The sequence below is a fragment of the Amycolatopsis sp. PSD-21 genome (genome assembly GCF_055561455.1).
Window position 1 is genome coordinate 4189697 of the sequence record NZ_CM145712.1, and the last position, 24779, is coordinate 4214475.

A 24779-nucleotide genomic window follows, 5' to 3' on the forward strand; every position below is an offset into this window, starting at 1 on the left:
CAAGTAACTGTGTATGCCATAAACAGTGTATGCCTTTACCTGTTTTGGGTGCAACAATGCGGCCATGGACGACGTCGAGATCGAGCTGCTGCCGCCGGGCACCGTGCTGGCGTGGGGGCGCACCCCGGCGCCCCGGCGCGGGCCGAAACCGGGATACAGCCTCGAACAGATCGTCGACGCGGCCATCGCGCAGGCGGACGCGGAGGGCTACGCGGCGCTGTCCATGCCGTCGATCGCCAAACGGCTCGGTATCACCGCGAACGCGCTCTACCGGTACCTGAACTCCAAAGAGGAGTTACTCGTCCTGGTGGCCGAGGCGGCGTGGGGTCCGCCGCCGGAGCCGGCCGCCGGCGATTGGCGCGCGGCGGTCACCGCCTGGGCGCGCGCACTCCTGGAACGCTGCCGTCGCCATCCGTGGCTGATCGACCTGCCGGTCCGGAGTGTGCCGAGTACGCCGAATCTGCTGGGGTGGCTGGAGAACTTCCTGGAGGGGATGGCCAGCTCGGGTCTGGGTGTCCAGGACGTGACCGGCTGCGCCGTCCTGGTCGACGGCTGGGTGCGCAGTACCGCTTCCTTGCTTCGGGACGTGAACGCGAGCCCGCCTGATCAGGTCCGCGCGCTGAGCGCTTTTCTCGGCCCGCGCCTCGAAGGACGAGGCTATGCGCGCGTCGCCGCCGTGGTTTCCGGTGAGTCGTACGGCGAAGAGGGCATGGAGGAGGCTGACGTCGAATTCGGCCTCGGTCGCATCCTGGACGGTATCGAGGCGCTCATCGAACGCCGGTGAACAACCCGTCGAGGCGGTAGTCGACGATCTCCGCCGCGCGCTCGGCCGTGTAGGCGTCGACCATGATCCCCGTGACGAGGCCGGCGGACATCGTCGCGAGCGCGTCCGCCTCGAGTCCGGCGTCGAGGTGGGCGGGGACGGCACCTTTCTCCTGGGCGGCCTGGAGCAGGCCGGCGATCGCGTGGACCAGGTGGGGCAGCAGCGGTTCCTGATCCGGATCCTGGCTCCCGCGCGTGACGTCGACGGCGAAGTATGCGATCTGGACCGCGGCCAGCATGCGGCGGCGCTCACCGTCCGGCAGGACGGCGGTCAGGTAGGCGCGCACGATGGCGCGTTCGTCCCCGGTCTTCATCGCCTCGCCGATGCTCTTCCCGGCGATCTCGGCGGTCAGGTCGACGACCCGCTGCCAGGCGAACCGCAGCATCTCCTCCTTGGTCGGGAAGTAGTACTGGACCAGGTTCATCGAGATGCCCGCCTCCGCGGCCACCGCACGCAGGGTGACCGCCTGCAGGCCTTGGGCGGCGGCGATCCGGAACAGGGCCTCCGCGATCTCGCGCCTGCGCTCTTGGTGGTCGACACGTTTCGGCACGCGATCACTCTGCCATGTCGGCGAGGGGTGGCCGGAACGACCACCCGCTGTTATGGTGCAAGTGCACCATAAAACTTCGAGGAGGTCCGATGCTGGGGGAATTCGTCGACAAGAAAGCCGAAGAGCGGTTCTTCGCGACCTATGACGCGATCCTGCGGAAGTGGCCGCTCCCCGCCGAGGAACTGGACGTCGCGACGAGATTCGGCCCGACCCGGGTCCGTAGTTGCGGGCCGGAAGACGGTCCGCCGATCGTGCTGCTTTCCGGGGGAATGGGCACGTCGCTGTCCTGGTACCCGCATATCGCCGAACTGGCCGCCCGGCACCGGATCCACGCCGTCGACTCGATCGGCGAGCCGGGGCGGTCGATCCAGACCGCGCCCATCGAGTCCACAGAGGACTGCGCGGACTGGCTCACCGAGATCGTCGACGGGGTGCTCGCGGGAACCGGCCACGAAAAGGTCCACCTCGCCGGCGTTTCGCGAGGCGGCTGGCTCGCCCTGAACCTCGCCACCCGGACGACCGACCGGATCGCCGGTGTGGTCGCTATCGAAGCCGCCGGATTCGGCGTGATCGACCGGAGCTTCATCTGGTGGAGCTTCCGGGAGATCTTCCTCTGGTTCCTGCCCAAGTGGGTCCTGCGGCTGGTGGCGTCCGGCGATCCGGACGTGCGGCACACCGTGCGGCCCCTGCTGTTCGCCGCGCTCAAGTACAAACAGCGGCTACCCGAGATGCACCTGTTCGGCGCGGAAGAGTTGTCCAGGATCGACGTGCCCACCCGGATCATCGTCGCCGAACGCAGCGTCATCCACCGTGCCCGCGAGGTGGCGGCCCGGCTCGGCTCACTGAGCCCGCACATCGAGGTCGAAGTCGTGCCCAAGACGACTCATGGGCTTTCCCTGGAGAAACCGGAGCTGGTCACCGCCCGGATCCTCGAGGCCGCGCATCACGCCGACGCGGCATCGTGACTCTCGGCTGGTGATCTGCCGGCTGGCGGGGGATTTCGCCGCGATGCGGCAAGGGATCCTCGGTGATCGCGTACCAGGCGCGGAGGTTGGCCGGTTTCCGCCAGTGCTCGGCGGTCTCGGCGACCTGATCGTGGACGTAGAGGGCGTGACTGACCGTCTCATGCCAGGAACTGACGAGTTGGTCGGGCGTTCGCAGGCCGCGGAAGATCTCCGCGTAGAGCCTGAGCAGGCAAGAGAGTGAATGCCGGGATGCCGCGAGCCATGGTTGTCCGGCCGCGTCGAGTCGGGCCGGGGTGGCGCCTTCGCAGACGGTGCACTCGCAGGACCAGAAATGGTGGATGTCCGGTGTGCCGGCGAAGATACGTTCACAGGTCTCGAGCCGGTGGTAGCTGAGTAGTCGAGTCACGAAGGCCGATACGCCAGGCGGTCGTGGGGAGCGGCGGGCCGTTGCCGGGTAGAGATGGCGAAGTGAACTACTCGTGCCCACGGCAGCGGTGTGTACGCCATGGCAGAGTGCGCCGATGGCGGAAACGTCGCACCGCAACAGGAAAACGGGAACACTCGCAGTGGCCAATACCTGGAGGAATCCCGTCAGAAGGTACTGGACCCCGAAGGGATCTTTGTCGTGTTCGAAGACGAACGCGACCGGCACTCCGTATTTGTTGATCTCCCTTGTGATCGCCACGTGAACCGGTGGACTGGAGAACCATTTCGTGGCGAGGGGAAGTACGGCGACGACCGGCGCGGTTTCCCTTGCTGCAGCCTTGAGGATCGTTCTCAGTCCAGGCCAATCACGTGGTGCGAGGTATCCGGAGTCGGTGAGCGGCATCAATCCGAGGTCTCGCTGACGGCGGATCCAGGCAGGATGGGTTCCACGCCGTGCTGTGACCCTTCGTTTGCCGGAGTATCGATCCGCGTCGCACAGAATCGGGCCGCGGAATCCTTGATCACGGAGGCGCAGGACGGTGGACTCGGGAGAGGTGCCGGTGAGGACGATGCCCGCGTGTGCCTTGTCGGCGATATCGAGAATCGAATCCACCTTGGTCGACCTGCATTGGATCAACAGGCGCCCGCGGAGCGCGTCCAGCGAATGATCCATCCTTTCACGGTGAGGTACCTCGGCCAACGTGTCACCGGTCATCACACCGATGCCGGTCCCTGTCGCACTGAAAGAGCAAGAACCACTCACCCTTGGCGAGAAATGAGGCTCCTGTGAGTGGATCGGCGGGGCGGGCGCGGAGGCCCGTCACCGGCGGTGTCCGGCCGGGCGAAGGCTTTTCCGGTGCCGATGAGTATTGGGGCCTGAGGTGCGACGACCGGTGTTCGGCCGTCGCACCCGGGATGTGTTCAGGCCGCGGCCACCTGATCGGGCCATGACGGCGGACGGCCGAGCAGTGCGACGATCGTGTCCAAATCGGACTGTCCGGTCGCGTCGACGGCCGGGCCGAAGGCGGCGCCCGGAGCCGTCCGGTTCTTCCCGTCCGGGATCGCCTTGGCGAAACCCAGTCCGGCGTCGAGTACCTCTCGCTGGAACTCGAGTGGCAGGCCGAGGGTTTTGGCCACGTCCCAGGAGTGCACCAGGTAGTCGACGAAATGGAAGCCCAGCGCCTGCTCCGCGGTGAAAGTGACTTCGGTGGAGAACTCGGGAAGGGCGAACCTCCGATCGGCGAGGTCGTGGGGGACGAAGGAGTTCAGGACCCGGTTCACCGAGGCGCGGTAGGTGGCGACGGGATCGTCGCCCAGCGGGAGCAGGCGCCAATGGTCGAGGTGGCTCTCGCCCTCGGCCGCGGCGGCGAAGCCGTGGTGCTGAGTGGTCATATGCGCCAGCAGGCCGTGCAGGGTCCAAGCGCTGCACGGGGTCGGCTTGACCAGATCCGCGGGGGTGATCTTGCTGACGAGGTCGAGGCTGGTGCGGGTCACCAGGGCGTCGAGGATGCGAAGTTCATCGATAGGCATGCGCATATCATCTACATGTGCTTACGAGTTCGTCAACAGGTTTCGCGAACGGGGTCGGTATGGTCTGCGCATGGCGGAGCAGGGGAGGCCGGATCTCGCGGCGATGCTCGGCGGGCTGATGCGACGGCTGATGAACGCCGAGACGCCGGTGCTGGCCGGGCACGGGTTGTCCATGTGGGGTTACGTGGTGCTGAGCGCGCTCGACGACGGCCCCGTCCGCACGCAGGCCGCCCTCGCGAAGGCGATCGGGGCGGACAAGACCCGGATCATCGGCACCCTCGACAAACTCCAGGAGGACGGGTTGATCACCCGCGAGCCGGACCCGAAGGATCGCCGGGTCCGGCTGCTGGGGATCACCGAAGCCGGCCGCGCCGCGCGAAGGTCGGCCCAGTCGAAGATCCAGGAGCAGGAGGAGCGGCTGCTCGGACAGCTGCCCGCCGCCGATCGCGAAGCCTTCCTTCGCGCCGCGCGTGTGCTGTCCGAAGCCGAGTGGCCGTGAGTCAGCGGCTTGTGAACGCCCGGAACGACGCCAGGAACTCCGGTTCGTAGTCCTCGTCGACGTGGTTGATGTTCCACAGTCCAGACGCGCGGACTTTCTCGCTTGTCGCGTACTGGCCGAGCCATCCTGCGCTGGGGCGATCGGTTGGGTCACGCCGGTTCGAGAGCAAAGAGATGCTGTTCCGTTCGATGTCGCCGCGCAGGCTGCTGCCGTCAGCTTCGGTGGGTACTGCCAGGCAGACGAACCGCATTCGACCGACGTACTCGCTCACCTGCCGCTCGATCTCGGTTTCGGCCGCGGCCCACTCGGGCAGACGGCGCTTGCCGGTCCACGCGGTGAGCAGATCGCCGGACCCCTGGTCGCGCTTGATCAACGCCGTTCCGACGTGACGGCGGAAGATCGACGCGCGATGGTTTCCGCTGCCTTTGAGCGTGCCGCGATGCTGGGCCAGACGTTGCCACAGCTTCGTCCGGCTACCGCTGCCCAGGCCGTGCGTGCCTACGCGCACCACCCGCGGAGACCCGTCGGTGCGCAGCTCGCCGTCCTCGAAGAAGAAGTAGACGCCGTGACTCGGCCAGCCGTCTTTGGCGGTCGCCCCGTGCAGCCGTCGTGGAGTGCCCAACCTGCCGAGCAAGGCGTAGAACTCGGCGAGATCCGCGTCCCTCATCCCAGTTCCTCGACGACCATTCCGGCCGGATAGTCCGACGGTGACTGGCGCCACCACGCGCTGAAAGCCTGTGCCAGCCGTCGCGGCACCTCGACTTGTGCGCCACCGCCGTGGAAGTCGATCGTCACGAGCACGGCATCGATTTCCGCGGCGGCCCAAGGGATTCGCCGGATCAGCTTCGCGTAGTCGGCGCTGGCGGACACGAACGTGACCGCCTTCGTCGCACCGATCCGGCGAGCCTCCTCGATGACTGCGTCTTCGAGCACACCGGACGGCCAGTCGGTGAGCTTCAGCTTCCGGTCGTAGTAAAAGATCGGCTCGTCGGCACGCAGGATCCCGTAGCCGCCGCTGAGGATCAGCGTTCGCCCGTTTTCGACCGCCTCGCCCAGTGCGCTGCCGACATTCCGATAGAAGTTCCCGCTGTACCGGAGCCACGCGGGCCGCAAGCCACCGCTGTCGACCTTCGACTTCACCAGGACATCGGCCCGGGCGCGAAGCAGCGGTTCCGGCCAGGCGGTCCCGGTTCCAGCGGCCTCCCCACCTCGGTTCTTACCCTTCGAACAGCCGAGGATCGTCAGTGCTTCACGCGGATCGATCGCGTTCAGAACGGTCACCGGAGAACTCTAAAGTGTCGGCCCAACCCCTCGCTGACCGGACGCTGATCGGTCCCGGGCATGCTGGAGGGACCAGACCGCGGAAGGAGGACCATGTCGCCACTCGTCGTGCACGGCCTGTGGTCCCGCGGCCGCGGGATCGTGCTCTGGGGCGAGCACGGCGACCGTCCGGCGACGACGTCGATGCGGCCGTCGAGCGCGGCCCGGCCGCATCCGTTCGCCGCGTCGGTCGCGGACCTGACCGCCTTGCACCCCGGCAAACCGGCGTCGGCCGTCCTGCTGCTTCCGTCGCGGCGCGGCGGCCCGGTCGCCTCGCCCGAATTGGGCGTCCGCGGTCGTCCGCAACAGGAACTGACGCTGGAACCCTGGTCGGTGCCCGCGCTCCTGGTCGACCCGTCGGAGCTGGAGGACCTGGCCGAGACGGTCGGCTACGGCACCTCGGTCCGCCATCTGCGCGCCGTCGTCCGGCTGGCGGACGATCTGGTACGCCGCGGCCGGGTGCTGCCCACGCTCGTGCGTGACGAGATCGTGGCGCGGGCGCGCTGGCGGCCTGTCGCCAGGGGCGGTGACGCGGTCGCGGTCCGGGCGCTGATCGCGGCCACGCCGCCGGTCGGCCGGGCCGAACATCCCGGGCCGGATCCGGCGGCGCTCGTCACCGACGCGCTCCACACCCTGGTCGACGCCGCGGTCCGCGATCGCCTCGCCGCCGCCGGGCACGTCACGGAAAGCGACGGCCGCGAGGGCCCGTTCGGGTCGTGGCTCCACGCGCTGAAGAGCGCGGACGACCGGATCGGCCAGGCGCCGGGGCGCATGGGCATCGTCGCCGAGGGCATCACCGCCTGGGACGCCGTCGGCGACACCGATCTGACCGAGGGCACCGTCTGCTTCCGGCTCGACGAGGTTCCCACGCTGCACGGCCCGGCCGACGACCCAGACGACCAAACCGGCGACGGGACCAAGTGGCAGCTGCGGTTCCTCCTGCGCTCCACCGCCGACCCGAGCCTCCTGCTCCCGGCGGAAGACGTCTGGTCCGGCAGGGCCGGTGCCAAGTTCACCGATCCCGAGGGCCTGTTCAGCGCCGAGCTGGAGCGCGCCGCCGGCGTGCTGCCGCTGCTCGGCCCCGCGGTCGAGGTGGAGAAGCCGGGCAGCTACGACCTCACCGTCGCCGAAACCGTGGAGTTCCTCGACGGCGGCGCGGACCGGCTGGTGGCGGCCGGATTCGACGTCCAGCTTCCGGCGAGCTGGGGCGGCAGGCGCAAGCTCGCGCTCAAGCTCTCGGTCCGCGGCGCGCCGGTCGACCAGGCCGCCGTGCACCGCCTCGGGCGTCACCAGCTCGCCTCCTACCGCTGGGCGCTCGCGGTCGGGGAGGACGCGCTGACCGACGAAGAACTCGCCGGGCTCGCGGCCGCGAAGTCGTCACTGGTCCGGTTGCGCGGCCGCTGGGTGAGCGTGGACCCCGAACTGCTGCGCGCCGGCCTCGAATACCTCCGCCGCGACCCGGATCGCGAGAAGCCGCCGCTGCCCACCCCGGCGGACCTGCTGGCGTTGCTCCGCGGCGGCTTCGAAACACCGCTGCCGGTCACCGAGGTCACCACCGACGGCTGGATCGACGACTTCCTCGCCGGCCGAGTTCAGCGCACGATCGAGCCGGTCGAGCCGCCGCCGACATTCCTGGCGACCCTGCGGCCGTACCAGAGCCGCGGTGTCGCCTGGCTTTCGTTCATGACGTCGATCGGGCTCGGGGCCTGCCTCGCCGACGACATGGGGCTGGGCAAGACCGTCCAGCTGCTCGCACTCGAAGCGATCGAGCGGGCACTGGGCGACCGGCGGCCGACCCTCCTGGTCTGCCCGATGTCGCTGCTCGGGACGTGGCAACGGGAAGCGGCCAAATTCGCGCCGGAACTACGCGTGCACATCCACCACGGCGCGGATCGCGGACGCGTGCGGACCGAGGGCGCGGACCTGGTCGTCACCACCTACTCGACCGCCGCCCGCGACGCCGACGAACTCGCGGCCATCCGATGGCACCGGCTCGTGCTCGACGAGGCGCAGGCGGTCAAGAACCAGAACACCGGGCCCGCGCAGGCCCTGCGCCGGATCCCCGCCGGGCACCGGATCGCGCTGACCGGGACCCCGGTGGAGAACCGGCTCGCTGATCTGTGGTCGCTTTCGGATCTGCTCAACCCCGGTGTGCTCGGGGGCAGGCAGGAGTTCCGCGAGCGGTTCGAGGTGCCCATCGAGCGCCGGGGCGATCTCGCCGCGGCCACCGAATTGCGCCGGCTGACCCGGCCGTTCCTGTTGCGGCGCCTCAAAACCGATCCCACCGTGCTCGCCGATCTTCCCGAGAAGATCGAGATACTCCAGGAGTACCGACTCACCCGCGAGCAGGTGACGCTGTACCGCGCCACCGTGGACGAGATGATGACCAAGATCGCCGACAGCGCCGGGGTCAAACGGCGCGGCAACATCCTGGCGGCGATCACCAAGCTCAAGCAGATCTGCAACCACCCCGCGCATCTGCTGCACGACGGCTCGCCGATCGGGCACCGCTCCGGCAAGGTCAACCGGCTCGAAGAGCTGCTGGCGGAGATCCTGGACGCCGGTGATCGCGCGTTGTGCTTCACTCAGTTCGCGGAATTCGGGCACCTGCTCGTACCGCATCTTTCGCATCGGCTGAACGCGAAGATCGCCTTCCTGCACGGCGGCCTTTCGCAGCGGCGCCGCGACTCCATCGTCGAGCACTTCCAGTCGGGCGAGGGCCCGTCGATCCTGCTCGCGTCACTGAAGACCGGGGGAGCGGGGCTGACGCTCACCGCGGCCACCCACGTCCTGCATCTCGACCGGTGGTGGAATCCGGCGGTCGAGGAGCAGGCCACCGACCGCGCCTTCCGGATCGGCCAGCGGCACAGCGTCCAGGTGCGGAAGTTCGTCTGCCCCGGCACCATCGAGGAACGGATCGACGCCGTCATCACGAAGAAGGAGGCACTGGCAGGCCTCGTCGTCACCGACGGGGAGGACTGGCTCACGGAGCTGTCCACCGATTCGCTGCGCGAGGTCTTCGCGCTCGGGCGGGAGGCGGCCGATGACTGACGGATTCCGCCGGGCGCTCGGCGAACTGGGTGTCCACAAAGGACTTGTGCCGCCCTGCCGGGTCGACACGCTCACGATCGGTCCCGGCGCCGCGGTCGCGGTCGTCCGGGTGACCCGGCAACGGTTCTACGACGTCCGCATCGGGCTGCCGACGTTCGGCAAGCAGGTGTGGACGGCGGTCGCCGCCGCCATCGTCGCGGACGAGGCCGCGAAGACGGCCTTGCTCGACGGCCGGGTCCCGGACGATATCGATCGCTTCTTCGCCGCCGAGCAGGTGCCGCTGTTCCCCGAGGCGGCGTGGGAGCTGTCGCTGGACTGTACCTGCCCCGGCACCCGCGTTCCCTGCGATCACCTCGTCGCCGGGCTGATCGCGCTCGAGGAGGAGGCGGACCCGTTCGCGATCTTCGCGCTCCGCGGACGCGACCGCACGGCCTTGCTCGAAGAGATCGGGCGGCAGGCGGGCGCCCGGGTGACCGCCCCGCCGGCGGAGGCCGAGACCCCAGCGCTCGACGAGGTGATGGACGACTTCTTCGGCTGGGGCCCGGCCGGCGACGTCACGAACACGCGACGGCCGCGGGCCGGGGACCCATTGGGACTGCTCGATGAGGTCCCGCCACTGAAGGCCACAGTGGACGGAACCTCGGTCACCGCCCTGCTGCGGCCGCTCTACCGGGCGATCACCGGTCAGGCGAAGTAGGCGCCGACGAGCTCGTCGTCCACTTCGGACAGCGTGGCGGGGGACCACTTCGGGGAGCGGTCCTTGTCGATGATCTGCGCTCGGATCCCCTCGGCGAACTCGGCGGTCGAGAGCGCGTGGGTCGAGATCCGGAGTTCCTGCGCCAGCGCGGTTTCCAGATCGGGCATCGCGGCGGCCGACCGCAGTGCCCGCAGGGTCACCTTCAGCGCGGTCGGCGACTTCGCCTCGATCTCCTTGGCCGCTGTGGCCGCGGCGTCACCTTCGGCGTGGAGCCTGGCCAGGATCTCCTCGACGGTGTCCGCCGCGTAGCACCGATCGATCCAGCCGGCGTCCATGGCCAGCGTGCTCGGCGGCGCGGGTTCGGCGATCAGCTCCAGCGCGTCGTCCGGTGTGCGGGCAGCCAGCGCGTCGAGCAGGTCCGGGATCCGTTCGCTGGGCACGAAATGGTCGGCCAGTCCACAGTGGATCGCGTCGGGCCCCGAGATCGCGCCGGCGGTGAGCGCCATATGCGTCCCGAGTTCGCCGGGCGTGCGGGACAACAGGTACGTGCCGCCGACGTCCGGGACGAAGCCGATCCCGGTCTCGGGCATGCCGACCCGGGAGCGTTCGGTGACGATCCGATGGCTGCCGTGCGCGGAGACGCCGACCCCGCCACCCATGACGAGCCCGTCCATCAGCGCGAGGTAGGGCTTCGGATAGCGCGAGATCACGGTGTTGAGGCGATATTCGTCGGCCCAGAACCGCAGGGACGCGGTGCCTCCACCTCGGGCATCCTCGTAGATGGCGCGGATGTCGCCGCCCGCGCAGAGCCCGCGATCACCGGCGCCGTCGATCAGCACGGCGCGGACACCCGGGTCGGTGCGCCACGCTTCGAGGTGGTCGAGCATGGCGAGGACCATGCCGTGGTTCAGCGAGTTCAGCGCACGCGGCCGGTTCAGCGTGATCCGGCCGATTCCGCTCTCGACGAGGAATTGGACGTCGTTCACGAAGCCACCCTAAAAGTCGGAAGTCCGACCATGTGGAGCTTGTGGCGCACGCCTCAGCGTTCGCGCCGGGCCTCGGACAACTGCGCGGACGGCGGATCAGGGAAGAACCTGGTCAGCATGATCGTCTCCCAAGCGATCGTGGCGTAGAGGATCCCCGCCGCCGCCCAGCCGGTGAGCGGATCTCCGGGCCAGAACTGCACGGACGCCAGCGCGGTCAAGGTCGAGGCGAGGAGCGCCGGGATGAGCACGGTGAGCCCGACGAAGGTGAGCCGCCGTCCGCGTCCGCTCCGGATGCTGATGGCGGTGACACCCCACAAGGAGACCAGGACGCTCGAAGCGCTCAGCACGCCGACCCAGACGGCCCGTGCCCAGGGCCCGAATTCCCACGGCAAATCGGCGCCCCGCAGGAGCAGGCCGAGGCCGAGCAGGTACAGGAGCGAGCCCAGCGCGAACGTGGCCACTCTGCGGAACGGGGTAGCGCCGCCTTTGTCGGTCAGGTAGTGCCAGCAGCAGTACCCGCCCGCGAAGCCGATCCCGATCGCCAGGAAGAGGTGACCGGGCATGCTGAACCACTCGTCCGTGGCGACGGACACCGCGCCCCAGGCCAGCAGTCCGGCGGCGACGCTCAGCAAGGGAGCGAGAAAGCCGATCAGCAGCGGTGGCACGACCATGGGCTTGGCCAGCGCGAACAGCGTCCGCCCCAGTTTGGCGCCCTTGCTCGTGCCCGCCGGCTGGATCGCGCGCCAGGTGACCAGGCCGAGGCGGAGCCCTGCCCGCCGGAGATGGGGGCGTTTGAAGAGCACGCGCACCGTTTCCGCGCCGACCTTCCCCAGCACCTGTGCCTTGTCCGAGAGCCGGGCGACCGAGGTCCCGGTCGCTTCCTTGAGCTGCTCGGCGGTGGGCGGGACGTCACCGTTGTTCCGCAGGTCGGCCAGTCCGGTGAGCAGCGGGATCTCCTGCTGCAGGATGTTCCAGTGCAGCCAGGTGGTGAGCAGGATCGGGAGTTTGTGCCGGACGTTCGCCGGGGTCACGCCGAGTGCTTCCCAGGGGCCGATGAGACTCGCCAGTTCGGGGCGCGTCGAGATCGTCCGAGGTCTTGCCGAAGACATGGACGTAGTGCTCGGCGTAGAGCTCTCGGAGCCACTCGACGAGTTCGGCTTCCCCTTTCGCCTGCAGGCGCTCGCTCCTGGCGACGACGTCGACCAGCGAGCAGGCCGCGTCGAGACGGCCCCAGGTCCAGTCGTTGAGCCGCCAGCGCGAGGACAGGAAGCTCGCGAAGTTCATCAACTGGTTGCCGCTGAGTTTGCGCTCGACGCGTTGGACGTCGTCGACCGGCTCCTCGGCCAGCAGGATCGGCTCCAACGGGCTCTTGGCGATCGCCGACATGGCGTGCACCCGGATCCGGCTCGGTTCGGAGAGCGGATCGGGGCGGAGCGGGCCGATCAGGATCTCGGCCACGGCGAAGACGTCGAGCGTCCTGGCCAGGTCGATGCACGCCGCCTCGTAGAGCGCGGTGAACCCGGGGACCTTCGCGCGTTCGCCCAGTTCGGCGACCAGGTCACCGGCCAGTTCCCCCACCCGGTTCCAGATCGGGGTGAGGAACGGCTCCGGGAAGTCCGGTTCGACGGGCAGCAGGTCCGCTTGGACGGCGTGTTCGGCGACGTCGGCGATGACGCAGCACCAGTTCTTGCCAGGGAGGAGCCCTCCCGCGGCGGTGATGAAGCCGGAGAGCCGCCGGCAGGCGGCCATGACCCAGGGCAAGACCTCGAAGTCCGGTGAGCCGCCTCGCAGCAGCAGCCGATCCCGGCAGGCGAGGAGGACTTCACAGGCGAAGCGGGTCTCATAGAGTTTGTCGCGGATCGTACTGAGAGCGGTCTCCTGGACCGGGTCCAGGCTTTGCCCTGCTTCGATGGCCTGGACCCAGTCCAGGACCAGCGCGACGGCGCGGGCGGGCGCCAGCAGGGAGCGGAACCACGAGACGGTGAGCCTGTTCGCGCCGGGCACGCAGACGAGGTCGGCGACGGCGGGACCCCGCAGGAGTTCGAGGATCGGAGCCGCGGCCTGGCCGGAGGTGAACGTGCGGCTGTCGGGGATCGGCAGGGGATCGGGACCGGTCAGGGAGATCGGGTCGTCGACCAGCCTCGCGAGGCGGTCGGCCTCCACGGACGCCACGGCATCGGCATAGCGGGGCATCAGCTTCCGGCGGGCTCTCTTGCCGGGAAGGTTCGTCAGGCCCGGGTCGCCGGGAAGGCCTCCGGCGGTGCCGTGCAGCCGTTGCGCGGACGTCCAGGCGTCGCTCAGTTCGGCCGCGTCGTCCAGCAGGGTCTCGCTGTTCATCTTGGTCCGGATCAAGGCTTTGACCACTCGCGCCAGCCGGGCGAGCGAGCCCTGTTCCTTGCTGTTGGCGGGAAGTTTGGCCGGGGTCGGGGGAACCGGCTGCAGATAGAGCAGCCAGCGGTCGACGGGTGCCTGCGCGGGCGCACCGGCGACGGCGCGGATGGCCCAGGAGAGCGGGATGTTGTCGAGGACTCCGCCGTCCATCAGCTGCGCCTGCGTACCGCCGGCGTCCGGTACGCCGGTCTCGCTGCAGGTACCGACGGCGTCGAGCCACGGCTTGTCGTCGACGATCTCGGGCCCGGTCACCGTCAGCCTCGCCGGTTCGAAGGCACCGGGGAACGACGACGTCGTCCGCGCGGCATAGGCGAGCCGGTCGAGATGCGCCGTCGAACCGGCGGGGAAATCGCTGAAGATCGGGTGCGCGACACCGCATTCGGTCCGGTAGTGACGGAAGGCGAGGTGGGCCTGTGACCAGCTCGCCAGCAGGGCCTGCCCGACGGAAGGACGCAGGTATTCGTTGCGGGGAAACAATCTCGTCGCCGTGAGGATCAGGCGGACGAGACGGGGAGAGTCGTCGGTGCGCAAGCGGCGGCACGTCGAGGTGTCGAGCAATTGTTTCAGTTGTTCCGAGAGCCTCGCGTAGAAACCGCCGTCGCCGTCGAGCAGGGACGGCGGTATCCCGTGCCCTGGATGCCGGGTGAGCAACTCGAGATCGCCCAGCTTGAGCCAGATGTCGCGAATTCCGTCGTCGAAACGCATTCCGTAGACGAGATGGCTGGCGAGCAGGGCGCCGTTGAGCCCGCCCGCGCTGGTCCCGGCGATGACGTCGACATCGACGTGTTCGTAATCGGCGACCGCGAGGATTTTCCGGTAAATGGCGCGCTGGGTGATATCCCGTGCGGTCACCGCGTCCGGCGCCGCCTGGGAACTGTCGGCGGAGCGGAGTGCCGTTATTTCCCGGCAGGCGCCGCCCATCCATACGGCGAGGCTGACACCGCCACGCATACAGAGGGCCAGGCGGAGATCGCGCGGACGTACGGAAGAATTCGTTGTGGTCATCGGTGCCTCCCTGCGAAGAGGTCGGCGTATCCGGAGAAGGGGTTACCCGCATACGTGACCGATGAGATGTCGTGACGCTCTCGACGCCGATTCGTTTTTGCGAGTGCGAACATCTGCGGGCGGACGACGCGCTGATTCTGGTAGTCGTCGGATATGAGCGAACAGCCCACAGCGGCGGAGCTTGCCGACGAACTTCTCGACGTCCTCGCGGCCGAGATGCCCTTGATGGCGACCTTCGACAACGTCCCGGGACACGATCACGAGCTGCGGGACGTCTCGGAGGCGGGTGACGACCGGCTGAGGGAGCAAGCCGTCCGCATCGCCGGGCAGGCCGCCCGGTCCGCGGATCCGGACCGGATCACCCTCGCGGTGATCGCCCACCACGCCGAATCGTTGCTGACCAGGCTCGACTCGCGGCTGACCGAGTTCGTCCTCGCCGACCAGATGACCGCGGAAGGGACCGGGGTGCTGTCCTGGCTTCCGCAGCTCGCGCCCTCGGGGGAGCAGGCGGAAGAGGACTACCTGGCCAGGCTGGCGGCGTTCCCGGAGTTCTTCGCGGCGTTGGCCGACCGCCACCGCGCCGGGGTCGCGGCGGGCCGGACCCCGGTGGAACGGGCGGTGCGCGGCGCGATCGGCCACGTCGACCGGTTCCTGGCCGCCGAGCCCAACCCGCTGCTCGTCCCGCCGCTGACCGGCGACCGCGCGCAGCGACGAGAGCGGCTGTTCGCCGAGAAGGTGCGGCCGGCGCTCATCGCCTATCGCGAGGTGCTCGCCCGCGAGATCGCCGGACACGGCCGTCCCGACGACCGGCCGGGTCTCTGCTGGCTGGACGGCGGCAAGGAGAGCTACGCGGGCCTGGTCAAGACGCACACCACCACCGGGATCTCGCCCGAGGAACTGCACGAGACCGGTCTCGCACTCGGCCGGGCGCTGGACGACGAGTACCGGCGGCTCGGTGCGGCCGTGTTCGGCGAGGACGACCCCGTCGCGGTCCGGCGACGGATGGGCACCGATCCTTCGCTGTGCTGGCGGGACGCGGACGAGATGATCACGACCGCGACGGAAGCGGTCGCGCGGGCCACCGCCGCCGCGCCCGCCTGGTTCCGCCGGGTGCCCTCGGCCGAATGCGTCGTGCGGGCCGTGCCGGAAGCCGACGGGCCCTCGGCCGCGCAGGCGTACTACATGCCGCCGTCGGCCGACGGCGCCCGGCCCGGCGTCTACTCCACCAACACCTACCGGGTGACCGAACGGTTCCGGTTCATCGCCGAGTCGGTCGCCTTCCACGAAGCCGTTCCAGGGCACCATTTCCAGGCTTGTGTGTCCTACGAGCTGGAGGACGTGCCCCGGCTGCGCAGACTCGTCCCGCTCTCGGCCTTCGACGAAGGCTGGGCGCTCTACACCGAGCGGCTCGCCGACGAAATGGGTCTCTACTCCGACGACGTCATGCGGCTGGGCATGGTCGCCGAGGACTCCTTGCGCGCGGCGCGGCTCGTGGTGGACACCGGACTGCACGCGCTGGGCTGGACCCGGCAGCAGTGCGTGGACTACCTCGCCGAACACTGTGTGCTCAGCGATGTGGAGGTGCGATCCGAGACCGACCGGTACATCGAATGGCCCGGTCAGGCCCTGTCGTACATGACGGGCAGGTTGGAAATCCAGCGGTTACGCGCCTTCGCCGAGGAGCGGCTGGGCGAGGCCTTCGACATCCGGGATTTCCACGACGTCGTCTTGAGGAACGGGCAGGTGCCGCTTCCCGTGCTCGGCGACATCGTGCGGGAGTGGGTGGACGGCACGCGGCGCCGGGAGTGACCCCGGCGCCGCGTGTCCTGCCTTAGTCGCGCTTCGCGAGCGTCGCGACTTCGGCGTCGGTCAGCGGCCGGTCGTAGAGCCGGACGTCGTCCACCGCGCCGCGCAGGAAGTCGACCTGCTGACCGCCGTACTGGCCGCGGCCGATCACCGTGTGCCCGGTGCTCGGTGCGGCGGAGCAGGCGTTCTGCGCGGCGACCTTCTTGCCGTCGACGTAGAGCGACAACGTGCCCGCCTTGGCGTCGCGGACGCCGGTCAGGTGGTACCAGCGGCCGACCTCCGGCTTCTCCGGGGACAGGGCACGGAGGCCGATGAAGCTCATCGCCCACCGCTGGTCCTGTCCGGAGTACTGCAGGAAGAACGCGCTGTCGCGGCCGGTGTCCTGGCTGACGACGGTCTGGAACGCGCCGCCGGCCTCATCCAGCTTGGCCCACGCCGAAACCGAGTAACTGCCGGCCGTGTTCACGAGGTTCGTCCCGGTGTCGGCCTGCCCGTTGCCCGTGAAGGCCAGCGCGCCACCCTGGACGCCGCCTGCCCACTGCGCGTTGGTCAGCGTGGCGTGCGCGGTGCCGACCGAGTCCTTGGCGCTGGATCCGGTGCCCTCGTCGAACTTGTAGGCGTGCACGCCGTCGATCCCCGGGGTGCCGGGGCCCGGGTCCGGAGCGCCGGAGCCGCTGCCGTCGGCGTTGCGGATGATCGCCTGGTTGACCGCGCGCACCTGCGCGAAGTCCATCTTCTTCACCTGCCTGTCGTAGGTGAAGAAGCCGTTGACCTCGTGCTCGACGTCGGTGATCTGCGTGTAGATCGAGCCGCTGATACCGCAGCTCTGCGCCGACGCGAGTACATCGCGCTGGTTCTGGACGTAGCGGCTGTTCAGCGTCGCCTGGTCCTTCACCATCTCGTAGGCGTGGCCTTCGCCGAACCACATGTGGTTCTCGACTTCGAGGCCGTAGCCGCCGTGTTCGCCGTCGATCGAAATCCGCTTGGCGTCGGGCATCGGCTTGGCGGGGCCGGGGTAGGCGTGCCAGTCGATGACGTCACCCTTGCCGGAGTCGCCGAGCGAGTCGCAGCAGTTGACGCCGCTGTGCGCGTTGACCAGCCGCGTCGGATCCTGGGCCTTGACGTCGTCGGCGATCTTGCCGGTGGTCTCGCGCGACCACTCGCCCCAGCCCTCGTTGAACGGCACGTAGCCGACGATCGAGGTCCAGTTCTTCTTCTGCTCCACCAGTTCCTTCAGCTCTACCTGGAACTGCTGCTGGGCGTCGGCGGGCGGCCGTCCGCCGGTGCGCATCGACGGCATGTCCTGCCAGACGAGCAGACCGAGTTTGTCGGCGTGGTGGTACCAGCGGTCGGGTTCGGTCTTGATGTGCTTGCGGACGGTGTTGAAGCCGAGGACCTTGTGCTGTTCGAGGTCGAAGCGGAGCGCCTGATCGGTCGGCGCGGTGTAGATGCCGTCCGGCCAGTAACCCTGGTCCAAAGTGGACTGGAGGAAGAGGATTTTTTCGTTGAGGGTGAAGCGGAGCTTGCCGTCGGCGCCCTTGGCGGTGCCGAATTCGCGCATGCCGAAGTAGGACGACACCTTGTCCACGGTGCGGCGGCCGTCCTTCAGTTCGACGTCGAGGTCGTAGAGGAACGGCGAATCCGGTGACCAGAGCTTCGCCTTGGGCACGGGCAGGGAAATCGTCCCGCCAGCGGACGCCTTGGTGCGGCTCACCACCTTCCTGCCGTCGCGCACCACGGCCTCGACGGTGAGCCCGGAGTTCCCACCGGTGTCGACGGTGAGCTTGAGCGTCGAGGATTTGAGATCGGGCACCATGCCGAGCGTGCCGATGTGCTTCGCCGCGACCGGTTCCATCCAGACCGTCTGCCAGATGCCCGAGGCACCCTCGTAGAAGATCCCCCGGTCGGGAACCAGCCGCTGCTTGCCGACGGGCTGCCAGGTCGCGTCGGCGCGATCCTCGACGCCGACGATGATCTCTTGTTCGCCATGGGGTTTCAGCGCCGAGGTCACGTCCGCGGAGAACGCGCCGTAGCCGCCTTGGTGCGCGGCGACCTCCTTGCCGTTGACGTAGACCTTCGCCTTGTAGTCGACGGCGCCGAAGTTGATCCGGAGCGTGTTGTCCCTGCCGACGTTCCAGTGCCGGGGCACGGTGAACGTGCGCCGGTACCACATGAAGTCCTCGTGCCGCTGGATCCCGGAAAGCGCCGATTCGGTGGGGTAGGGGACCAGGATCTTCTCGGCGAGTTTCTCCCCGAAGGGCGGGACCTCGCCGGGCGCGGCGCCGGCGAACTCCCAGACCCCGTTGAGGTTCTGCCAGTTCTCGCGCACCAGTTGCGGGCGGGGGTACTCGGGCAACGCGTTGGTGGGCGACACCTGGTTCGTCCACGGGGTGGTCAGGCGTGGCTTGCCCATCTTCCAGCCGCTCTCCGCGGCCGTCGCGGCCCCCGACGTCAACGCCAGGGCGGTTATGGCGACCACCGCGGCGGTCAGGGGCTTCCGGAAGCGTCTCGGCCTCCGGGGACGTTGTGACAACGTTGGCAACATCTGCTCGACACCCTTCTCCGGGGGCGGCCGCCTCGGCGGAGGTGCGCCTCCCACTGGACTTGTGCAGGCGTGAAACCACGACCCCGTGGCCGGGGGGAACCGGTGTGAGCCGGGCCACGGCGGGCCGTCAGGATGTTTTTACATCGTTGATACAACGTTGTAAAGCGTCGAAGGCCTCGAATCGGTCCTGGGCGGGAGAGCTGTCCTGTGTGTCAGGTGTGGCGGGATTCCCGCAGCCACTCGCCGAGTTCGCGGTAGTCGGCGCCGGTCAGGCCGCGCCGGGGATCGACGCGGAGCAGCAGGGCGGGCCCGGCGTGGTGGCAGGCCACCCACTCGCGATCGATCTCGGAGATCTCGTCGTCGACCCAGGCGAACGGACGGCCCCGGGCGTGCTCCAGCAGGGGCCGGATCTTCCAGTGCAGGCCGATGCGGGCGTCGGCCTCATCGGTGTCGGACGGCTCGGGCCAGTCCAGCACCGGCAAGCGCGGCAGGCCGAGTCTCGGGGCGAGGGAGTCGTTGGCGTCGTGCAGCCAGGTCGTGGCCCAGACGAGTTCTCCGGGGAGTGCCTTCAGGTGCGCACCGTGCGAGGGGTCGAGCCTGCCGAGAAGCGGATTTTCGTCATTCCGCGGCGAGGGGTCGAACAACGGGTAGCGGGAAGGTTCCAGCCCGAACGGAATGAGGGGGCCATCGACGTCGAGGTAGATCAGCGGGCCTGGTGCCACGACGGCACACGTTAGCGGTATTCGTTGACACGGTAACTGACCGATAAGTAACTTACTGGGGAGTCAGATCAACCGGAGGCGACGATGCCGACCGAAGAGCGGTCATGGTGGGGCTGGGGCACCCTCGACGGCGCACTGTCCCGCGAGGAGTCCGACGCGCTGGTGGCCCGCACCTCCGGTGTGCTGCCCGGTCACGACTTCACCGACCACGCCCCGCCCGACCCGGCGGACCTCGGCGTCCCGGCATCGCGGATCCGCCCGCCCGCGACACTCGCCGCGTTGTGCAGCGACGTACCGGCCGACCGGCTGTCCCATGCCCGGGGCAAGGCGTTCCGCGACGTCGTCCGCAATCTGCTGGGGCAGCTCGACCATGTCCCGGATCTGGTCGCGCGTCCGCGTACGGAGCAGGACGTGGTCGACCTCCTCGACTGGTGCACCGCTTCCGGTACGCCGCTGATTCCTTACGGTGGCGGCAGTTCCGTGGTCGGCGGGGTCGAGCCGCGGTTCGACGGCCCGGCGGTCTCGATGGATCTGGCCGGCCTCGGCGACGTACTCGAAGTGGACACGGTCAGCCGCGCGGCGCGGATCCAGGCCGGGATCTTCGGGCCGGCTCTGGAAGACCGCCTCCGTCCGCTGGGGCTGACTCTGCGGCATTTCCCGCAGTCGTTCGCCCATTCGACACTCGGCGGCTGGCTCGCCACCCGCGCGGGCGGGCACTACGCCACCCTCGCGACGCATATCGACGATCTCACCGAATCGCTGCGCGTCGTCACACCCGCCGGGATCAGTGAATCGCGACGCCTGCCGGGCTCGGGTGCCGGACCTTCGCCGGACCGGATGTTCCTCGGTTCCGAGGGCACGCTCGGCGTGATCACCGAAGCCTGGATGCGCCTCCAGGACCGGCCGGTGTGGCAGGTGACCGCGTCCGTCGCCTTCGAACGGCAGGAGGCCGCGGTCGCCGCCACCCGCGCGATCGCGCAGTCCGGGCTCCATCCGTCGAACTGCCGGCTGCTCGACCCGGCGGAGGCGTTCATCAACGCGGGCGCGAGTGTGGGCGGAGGGCTCCTGCTGGTCGCGTTCGAATCCGCCGATCACCCGGTCGACATCTGGCTCGACCGCGCGCTGGAACTGACCGCCGGTCACGGCGGTGTCGTGAAAGCCAGGCGCGGCAAGGAATCCACGGGGAAGGACAGCGCTTCGACGTGGCGGTCGTCGTTCCTGCGGATGCCCTATCAACGTGACGCGCTCGCCCGCCGGTCGCTGATCGTGGAGACCTTCGAGACCGCCTGCACCTGGGACGACTTCCCGGAGTTCCACGACGCGATCATTTCGGCGGCACGCGCCGCGATCGACGACGTGTGCGGCGGCGCCGGTGTCGTCACGTGCCGGTTCAGCCACGTGTACCCCGACGGTCCCGCGCCCTACTACGGGATCTACGCCGCCGGGCGCTGGGGGAGCACGGTCGCCCAATGGGACGAGATCAAGGTCGCGGTCTCCGAAGCGATCGCCTGCCACGGTGGCACGATCACCCATCACCACGCCGTCGGCCGCGATCACCGGCCCTGGTACGACCGGCAGCGTCCGGCACCGTTCGCCGCGGCGCTCGCCGCCGCCAAATCCGCGCTCGACCCGGCCGGGATCCTCAATCCCGGAGTCCTGATCGGCTGACCGGCGGGCGGACGAACGACGTCAGCAACGCGGTGAACCGCATGGCCGCCAACGACAACGTCCGGCCCGCCATGGTCTGCACCTGGGCTTCGCGTTTGCGGAACACGGCGTTGTCGAGCAGTACGTAGGCGACGCCTTCGGTGGCCGCGTCCTGCTCGATGTCACCCAGGCCGCCGACGAGCGCGATCCCGCCGCCGCAGCGGACGAACTCGTACTTCGGGCTCAGTTCGTTGCACTCCAGCACCGGCTGGGCGGTGAGATTCTCGATCCGGGCGGCGATGTCGAACAGGTCCCGCAGGCTCTGGCCGGGCGCCGGGAGCGCGAGGGGATGCCGGCACAGTTCGGCGAGCCCGACGGACTCGCGGCCGGTCAGCGGATGATCGAGCGGGACGATCGCGTACACCGGGACGACGACCGCGCTCTCGACCCGCACCCCGTGCTGGGGCCCGGTCGCGAACGTGACGGCGACGTCGGCCGCGCCCTCGAGCACCCGCCGGGTCGCCTCGTCCCTGGTGACGACGTCGATGTGGAACGTGACGTCGTGGTCGCGCCGGAAGGCGGCGACCGCCTGCGGGACCACGCGGCGGGCGAACCCCTCGGAGCAGGCGACCGTCAGGGACCGGGCGTGCAGGCCGCGGCCGGTGCGGAGCTCGTCGACGAGGACGGCCGATTCGGCCTCGCTGCGCCGGACGTGGTCCAGCAGCCGGGTGCCGGCCTCGGTCGGCACCATGCCGCGGGGATGCCGGACGAACAACGGCACCCCGAGACCCGCTTCGAGTTTGGCGATCTGGCGGCTGATCGCCGAAGGCGCCACCGTCAGTTCCGTCGCCGCCTCGGACACCGAGCCGGTGCGCGCGACTTCGAGGAAGTACGTCAACGCGATCGGCAGTAGTCGCATCAGATCTCCGCAGGTTTGCCGCAATGAGAACGCGGAGCACGGTAAACGGCAATGGTCAGGGTGCGCAAACCGACTTACGCTCCACTGGACACCCGTCGAGCGAATCGGGAGACAACGCGGTGATCCCTGCAGAACTGGTCGCGAAAGCCCGCGAGCACGTCGATTCCGGAGCGTTCTTCGCCGAACTCGCCGAGCTCGTCCGGTATCCGACCGTGAGTGATCATCCGAGCGGTCGCGTTGCCATCAAGGCATACCTGGACGAAGTGCTGGCTCCGGCGCTCACCGCGCTCGGCTGTTCCGTGGAGACGTACCCGAATCCTGACCCGGACGGCGGCCCGTTCCTGGTCGGTACCCGCGTCGAGTCGCCCGAACTGCCGACACTCCTGTGCTACGGCCACGCCGACGTCGTCGACGGGCACGAGGGCCGGTGGAGCGACGGCCGGGACCCGTGGACGCTGACCGCCGACGGCGAGCGCTGGTACGGCCGCGGTTCGGCGGACAACAAGGGGCAGCACCTGATCAACCTGACCGCGCTCAGGCTGCTCCTCGCCGAGAAGGGTTCGCTCGGGTTCAACCTCAAGTTCCTGTTCGAGACCGGGGAGGAAATCGGCTCGCCGGGCCTGGACGAGTTCGTTTCGGCGCACCGGGAGGCACTGAGCGCCGACGTCCTCATCGCGTCCGATGGCCCACGCCTGGACGCGGTGACGCCGACGCTGTTCCTCGGCGCGCGGGGCAGTGTCCGGATCGCCCTCGACGTCGACCTCCGCCCCGACGCCTACCACTCGGGGAACTGGGGCGGTGTGCTGCGCAACCCCGCCACGACCCTCGCCGGGGCGATCGCCTGTCTCGTCGACGGGCACGGCCGCGTCCAGGTGCCGGAACTCCTGCCGCCCGAGCTCCCGGACAGCGTCCGCGCGGCGCTCGCCGAACTCGAGATCGGCGACAAGCCGGGCGACCCGGCGCTCGACGCGAACTGGGGTGATACCGGGCTGACCGCGGCGGAGCGGCTGTACGGCTGGAACACTCTCGAAGTCCTCTCGCTCGGCGCCGCGGACATCGACCGGCCGGTCAACGCCATCCCCGGCCGCGCACGGGCGATGCTGCAATTGCGCTACGTCGCGGGCACCGACGTCGACGGGGTGGGCGGGGCGATCACGAAACACCTTGCCGCACAAGGGTTTTCCATGGTCGACGTCACCGCAGAGGGCAGTTTCCGCGCCAGCCGCACGCCGGTCGACGACCCGTGGGTGGGCTGGGCGAAGAGCGTCCTCGACGAGGTTTCCGACCGGCGAGTCGCGATCCTGCCGAGCTTCGGCGGAGGACTGCCGAACCACGTGTTCACCGACCTCCTCGGCCTGCCGACGCTGTGGCTGCCGCACTCCTATCCCGGATGCCTGCAGCACGCGCCCGACGAACACCTGCTCGCGCCCATCGCCCGCGAGGGGATCGTCCTGGCCGCGGCACTGTTCCACGCGCTCGGACGGCGCGGCGGGGAGGAATGATGAGCGAGCGGACGGTGGCGAGGCCGCGCACGCCGTCGTCCACTCGGCGCGCGATCGCCGCCGCGACCATCGGCAACGCGCTCGAATGGTTCGACCTCGGCGTGTACGCGCTCATGGCCGCCTACATCGGCAAGACCTTCTTCCCGGGCGGGAACGCCGCCGTCCAGCTTGTGCAGGCGTACGCGGTCTTCGGCATCACGTTCCTGGTGCGTCCGCTCGGCGGTCTCGTGCTCGGCGCCTACGCCGACCGGTTCGGCCGCAAGAAGGCGCTGGTGCTGACCATCTGGCTGATGGTCGCCGGGACGTTCCTGCTCGCGGTGATGCCGAGCTACGCGACGATCGGTTTCCTCGCCCCGGTCGGTGTGATCGTGGCGCGGCTGATCCAGGGCTTCGCCGCGGGCGGCGAATTCGGGGCGGCCACGTCGTTCCTGATCGAACAGGACGATCGCCGAAAAGGGTTCCTCGGCAGTTTCCAGTTCGCCAGCCAGGGTTTCGCGACCCTGATGTCCGCCGGGTTCGCCGCCGGGCTGACCGCCTCGCTCAGTGCCGACGCGATGACGTCCTGGGGCTGGCGGATCCCGTTCGTCTTCGGGCTGCTCGTCGGCCCGGTCGGCTACTACATCCGGCGCCACGTCGACGAACCCGAGACCACGAAGGAGGAACAGCCGAAGTCCACGCCGGTCCGGACGCTGTTCCGCTTCCAGTGGGGCGGCCTGCTGATCGCCGGAGGTGCGCTGGTCGTCTCGACCTCGCTGAACTTCATCCTTCAGTCGCTGCCGACGTTCGCGATCAAGAACCTCGGCCTTGACGACTCGCTGTCGTTCGTCGCCCTGATGATCACCGCTGCGATCCTGACCGTCGTGACGCCGATCGTCGGACTGCTCACCGACCGGCACGGCCGCATCAGGATCATGATCGGCGCCGCGGCGGTGATCGGGGCCGGCGTGGTGCCGCTGTACCTGTGGGTCACCACGTCGCCGTCGTTCCTGACCCTCACGATCACGATGACGATCCTGGGGCTGCTGAAGGCGACCTACTTCGGCGCGCTTCCGTCGGTGATGGCGGACGCGTTCCCGGCGCACACCAGGGCGACGGGGCTTTCGTTCGCCTACAACGCCACCGTCGGGATCTTCGGCGGATTCACGCCGACCATCGCGACCGCGATGATCGCGGCAACCGGATCCCCGGTTTCGCCCGGTTACTATCTTTTGGCGACCGCTTCGCTGAGCATCGTCGCGCTGGTCGCGGCGAATCGGCGGCGGGGGATTCGCTGAAGTCGGCGTTGAGTCCAGAGTGGACGGACGGCGGAACCTTGTTCGGAGGTTCGGCGAGGGCGGTGTGCTCCCACGTGTGGCGAGGCCTGTCGCGAAAGCCACTTTCGCGACGTTAGATGTC

19 protein-coding genes are annotated in these 24779 nt (G+C 69.1%); 9 read left to right on the forward strand and 10 right to left on the reverse strand.

Features of this window, described 5'->3' with window-relative positions:
• Window positions 1-64 precede the first annotated feature (64 nt).
• Complete coding sequence (locus ACZ1DY_RS19815; protein ID WP_465485304.1) at window positions 65-784, forward strand: TetR/AcrR family transcriptional regulator; 720 nt, start codon at window positions 65-67, stop codon at window positions 782-784.
• Here the strand turns inward: ACZ1DY_RS19815 and ACZ1DY_RS19820 are convergent.
• The gene (locus ACZ1DY_RS19820) at window positions 768-1373 is read right to left on the reverse strand and encodes a TetR/AcrR family transcriptional regulator (protein ID WP_465485305.1); all 606 of its coding nucleotides are present in this window, start codon (window positions 1371-1373) and stop codon (window positions 768-770) included. The two genes, ACZ1DY_RS19815 and ACZ1DY_RS19820, sit on opposite strands and share 17 nt — an antisense overlap.
• Before the next feature lie 89 nt (window positions 1374-1462).
• On the opposite strand from ACZ1DY_RS19820, the gene ACZ1DY_RS19825 reads away from it, so the two are divergent.
• Entirely contained in the window at window positions 1463-2338 is an 876-nt protein-coding gene (locus ACZ1DY_RS19825) for an alpha/beta fold hydrolase (protein WP_465485306.1), read from the forward strand.
• Here ACZ1DY_RS19825 and ACZ1DY_RS19830 read toward each other — a convergent pair.
• Window positions 2289-3437 (reverse strand): hypothetical protein, encoded by a 1149-nt coding sequence (locus ACZ1DY_RS19830; protein ID WP_465485307.1) that lies wholly within the window; start codon window positions 3435-3437, stop codon window positions 2289-2291. The genes ACZ1DY_RS19825 and ACZ1DY_RS19830 overlap by 50 nt on opposite strands.
• Window positions 3438-3685: 248 nt before the next feature.
• Window positions 3686-4294 carry a TIGR03086 family metal-binding protein gene (locus ACZ1DY_RS19835; RefSeq protein WP_465485308.1) on the reverse strand — a complete coding sequence of 203 codons (609 nt, stop codon included), beginning with the start codon at window positions 4292-4294 and terminating at the stop codon, window positions 3686-3688.
• A 70-nt stretch (window positions 4295-4364) separates the two neighbouring features.
• Between ACZ1DY_RS19835 and ACZ1DY_RS19840 the strand changes: the two genes are divergently transcribed.
• On the forward strand, window positions 4365-4793 hold the full coding sequence (locus ACZ1DY_RS19840) for a MarR family winged helix-turn-helix transcriptional regulator (RefSeq protein WP_465485309.1): 429 nt from the start codon (window positions 4365-4367) through the stop codon (window positions 4791-4793).
• A 1-nt stretch (window position 4794) separates the two neighbouring features.
• Here ACZ1DY_RS19840 and ACZ1DY_RS19845 read toward each other — a convergent pair whose 3' ends face one another.
• Both ACZ1DY_RS19845 and ACZ1DY_RS19850 read right to left on the reverse strand, forming a co-directional pair.
• Entirely contained in the window at window positions 4795-5460 is a 666-nt protein-coding gene (locus ACZ1DY_RS19845) for a GIY-YIG domain-containing protein (RefSeq protein ID WP_465485310.1), read from the reverse strand.
• Complete coding sequence (locus ACZ1DY_RS19850; protein WP_465485311.1) at window positions 5457-6074, reverse strand: YaaA family protein; 618 nt, start codon at window positions 6072-6074, stop codon at window positions 5457-5459. Before ACZ1DY_RS19850 ends, ACZ1DY_RS19845 begins: the two co-directional genes overlap by 4 nt.
• 93 nt (window positions 6075-6167) lie before the next feature.
• On the opposite strand from ACZ1DY_RS19850, the gene ACZ1DY_RS19855 reads away from it, so the two are divergent.
• A complete protein-coding gene (locus tag ACZ1DY_RS19855) occupies window positions 6168-9164 on the forward strand; it encodes a DEAD/DEAH box helicase (RefSeq protein ID WP_465485312.1) in 2997 nt (998 codons plus the stop codon).
• Complete coding sequence (locus tag ACZ1DY_RS19860) at window positions 9157-9861, forward strand: SWIM zinc finger family protein (protein ID WP_465485313.1); 705 nt, start codon at window positions 9157-9159, stop codon at window positions 9859-9861. The genes ACZ1DY_RS19855 and ACZ1DY_RS19860 overlap by 8 nt, the downstream gene beginning before the upstream one ends.
• Here ACZ1DY_RS19860 and ACZ1DY_RS19865 read toward each other — a convergent pair.
• Window positions 9849-10847, reverse strand: a complete 999-nt coding sequence (locus tag ACZ1DY_RS19865) for an enoyl-CoA hydratase/isomerase family protein (protein ID WP_465485314.1) — start codon at window positions 10845-10847, stop codon at window positions 9849-9851. The two genes, ACZ1DY_RS19860 and ACZ1DY_RS19865, sit on opposite strands and share 13 nt — an antisense overlap.
• 909 nt (window positions 10848-11756) lie before the next feature.
• On the reverse strand, window positions 11757-14243 hold the full coding sequence (locus ACZ1DY_RS19870) for a DUF3376 domain-containing protein (protein WP_465485315.1): 2487 nt from the start codon (window positions 14241-14243) through the stop codon (window positions 11757-11759).
• Window positions 14244-14396: 153 nt separating this feature from the next.
• Here ACZ1DY_RS19870 and ACZ1DY_RS19875 point away from each other — a divergent pair, with 153 nt between their 5' ends.
• Window positions 14397-16052: a DUF885 domain-containing protein gene (locus ACZ1DY_RS19875; RefSeq protein WP_465485316.1), complete on the forward strand. Its 1656-nt coding sequence runs from the start codon at window positions 14397-14399 to the stop codon at window positions 16050-16052.
• Between the two features lie 22 nt (window positions 16053-16074).
• On the opposite strand, the gene ACZ1DY_RS19880 is transcribed toward ACZ1DY_RS19875, so the two are convergent.
• Both ACZ1DY_RS19880 and ACZ1DY_RS19885 read right to left on the reverse strand, forming a co-directional pair.
• Complete coding sequence (locus ACZ1DY_RS19880) at window positions 16075-18528, reverse strand: LamG-like jellyroll fold domain-containing protein (protein ID WP_465485688.1); 2454 nt, start codon at window positions 18526-18528, stop codon at window positions 16075-16077.
• Window positions 18529-18806: 278 nt separating this feature from the next.
• Window positions 18807-19316 carry an HAD domain-containing protein gene (locus tag ACZ1DY_RS19885; protein ID WP_465485317.1) on the reverse strand — a complete coding sequence of 170 codons (510 nt, stop codon included), beginning with the start codon at window positions 19314-19316 and terminating at the stop codon, window positions 18807-18809.
• A gap of 84 nt (window positions 19317-19400) precedes the next feature.
• Here ACZ1DY_RS19885 and ACZ1DY_RS19890 point away from each other — a divergent pair, with 84 nt between their 5' ends.
• Window positions 19401-20984 carry an FAD-binding oxidoreductase gene (locus tag ACZ1DY_RS19890; RefSeq protein WP_465485318.1) on the forward strand — a complete coding sequence of 528 codons (1584 nt, stop codon included), beginning with the start codon at window positions 19401-19403 and terminating at the stop codon, window positions 20982-20984.
• On the opposite strand, the gene ACZ1DY_RS19895 is transcribed toward ACZ1DY_RS19890, so the two are convergent.
• The gene (locus tag ACZ1DY_RS19895) at window positions 20959-21882 is read right to left on the reverse strand and encodes a LysR family transcriptional regulator (protein ID WP_257487259.1); all 924 of its coding nucleotides are present in this window, start codon (window positions 21880-21882) and stop codon (window positions 20959-20961) included. The two genes, ACZ1DY_RS19890 and ACZ1DY_RS19895, sit on opposite strands and share 26 nt — an antisense overlap.
• Window positions 21883-22001: 119 nt before the next feature.
• Between ACZ1DY_RS19895 and ACZ1DY_RS19900 the strand changes: the two genes are divergently transcribed.
• Window positions 22002-23384 (forward strand): M20 family metallopeptidase, encoded by a 1383-nt coding sequence (locus ACZ1DY_RS19900; RefSeq protein ID WP_465485319.1) that lies wholly within the window; start codon window positions 22002-22004, stop codon window positions 23382-23384.
• The gene (locus ACZ1DY_RS19905; protein WP_465485320.1) at window positions 23384-24658 is read left to right on the forward strand and encodes an MFS transporter; all 1275 of its coding nucleotides are present in this window, start codon (window positions 23384-23386) and stop codon (window positions 24656-24658) included. Before ACZ1DY_RS19900 ends, ACZ1DY_RS19905 begins: the two co-directional genes overlap by 1 nt.
• Window positions 24659-24779 lie beyond the last annotated feature (121 nt).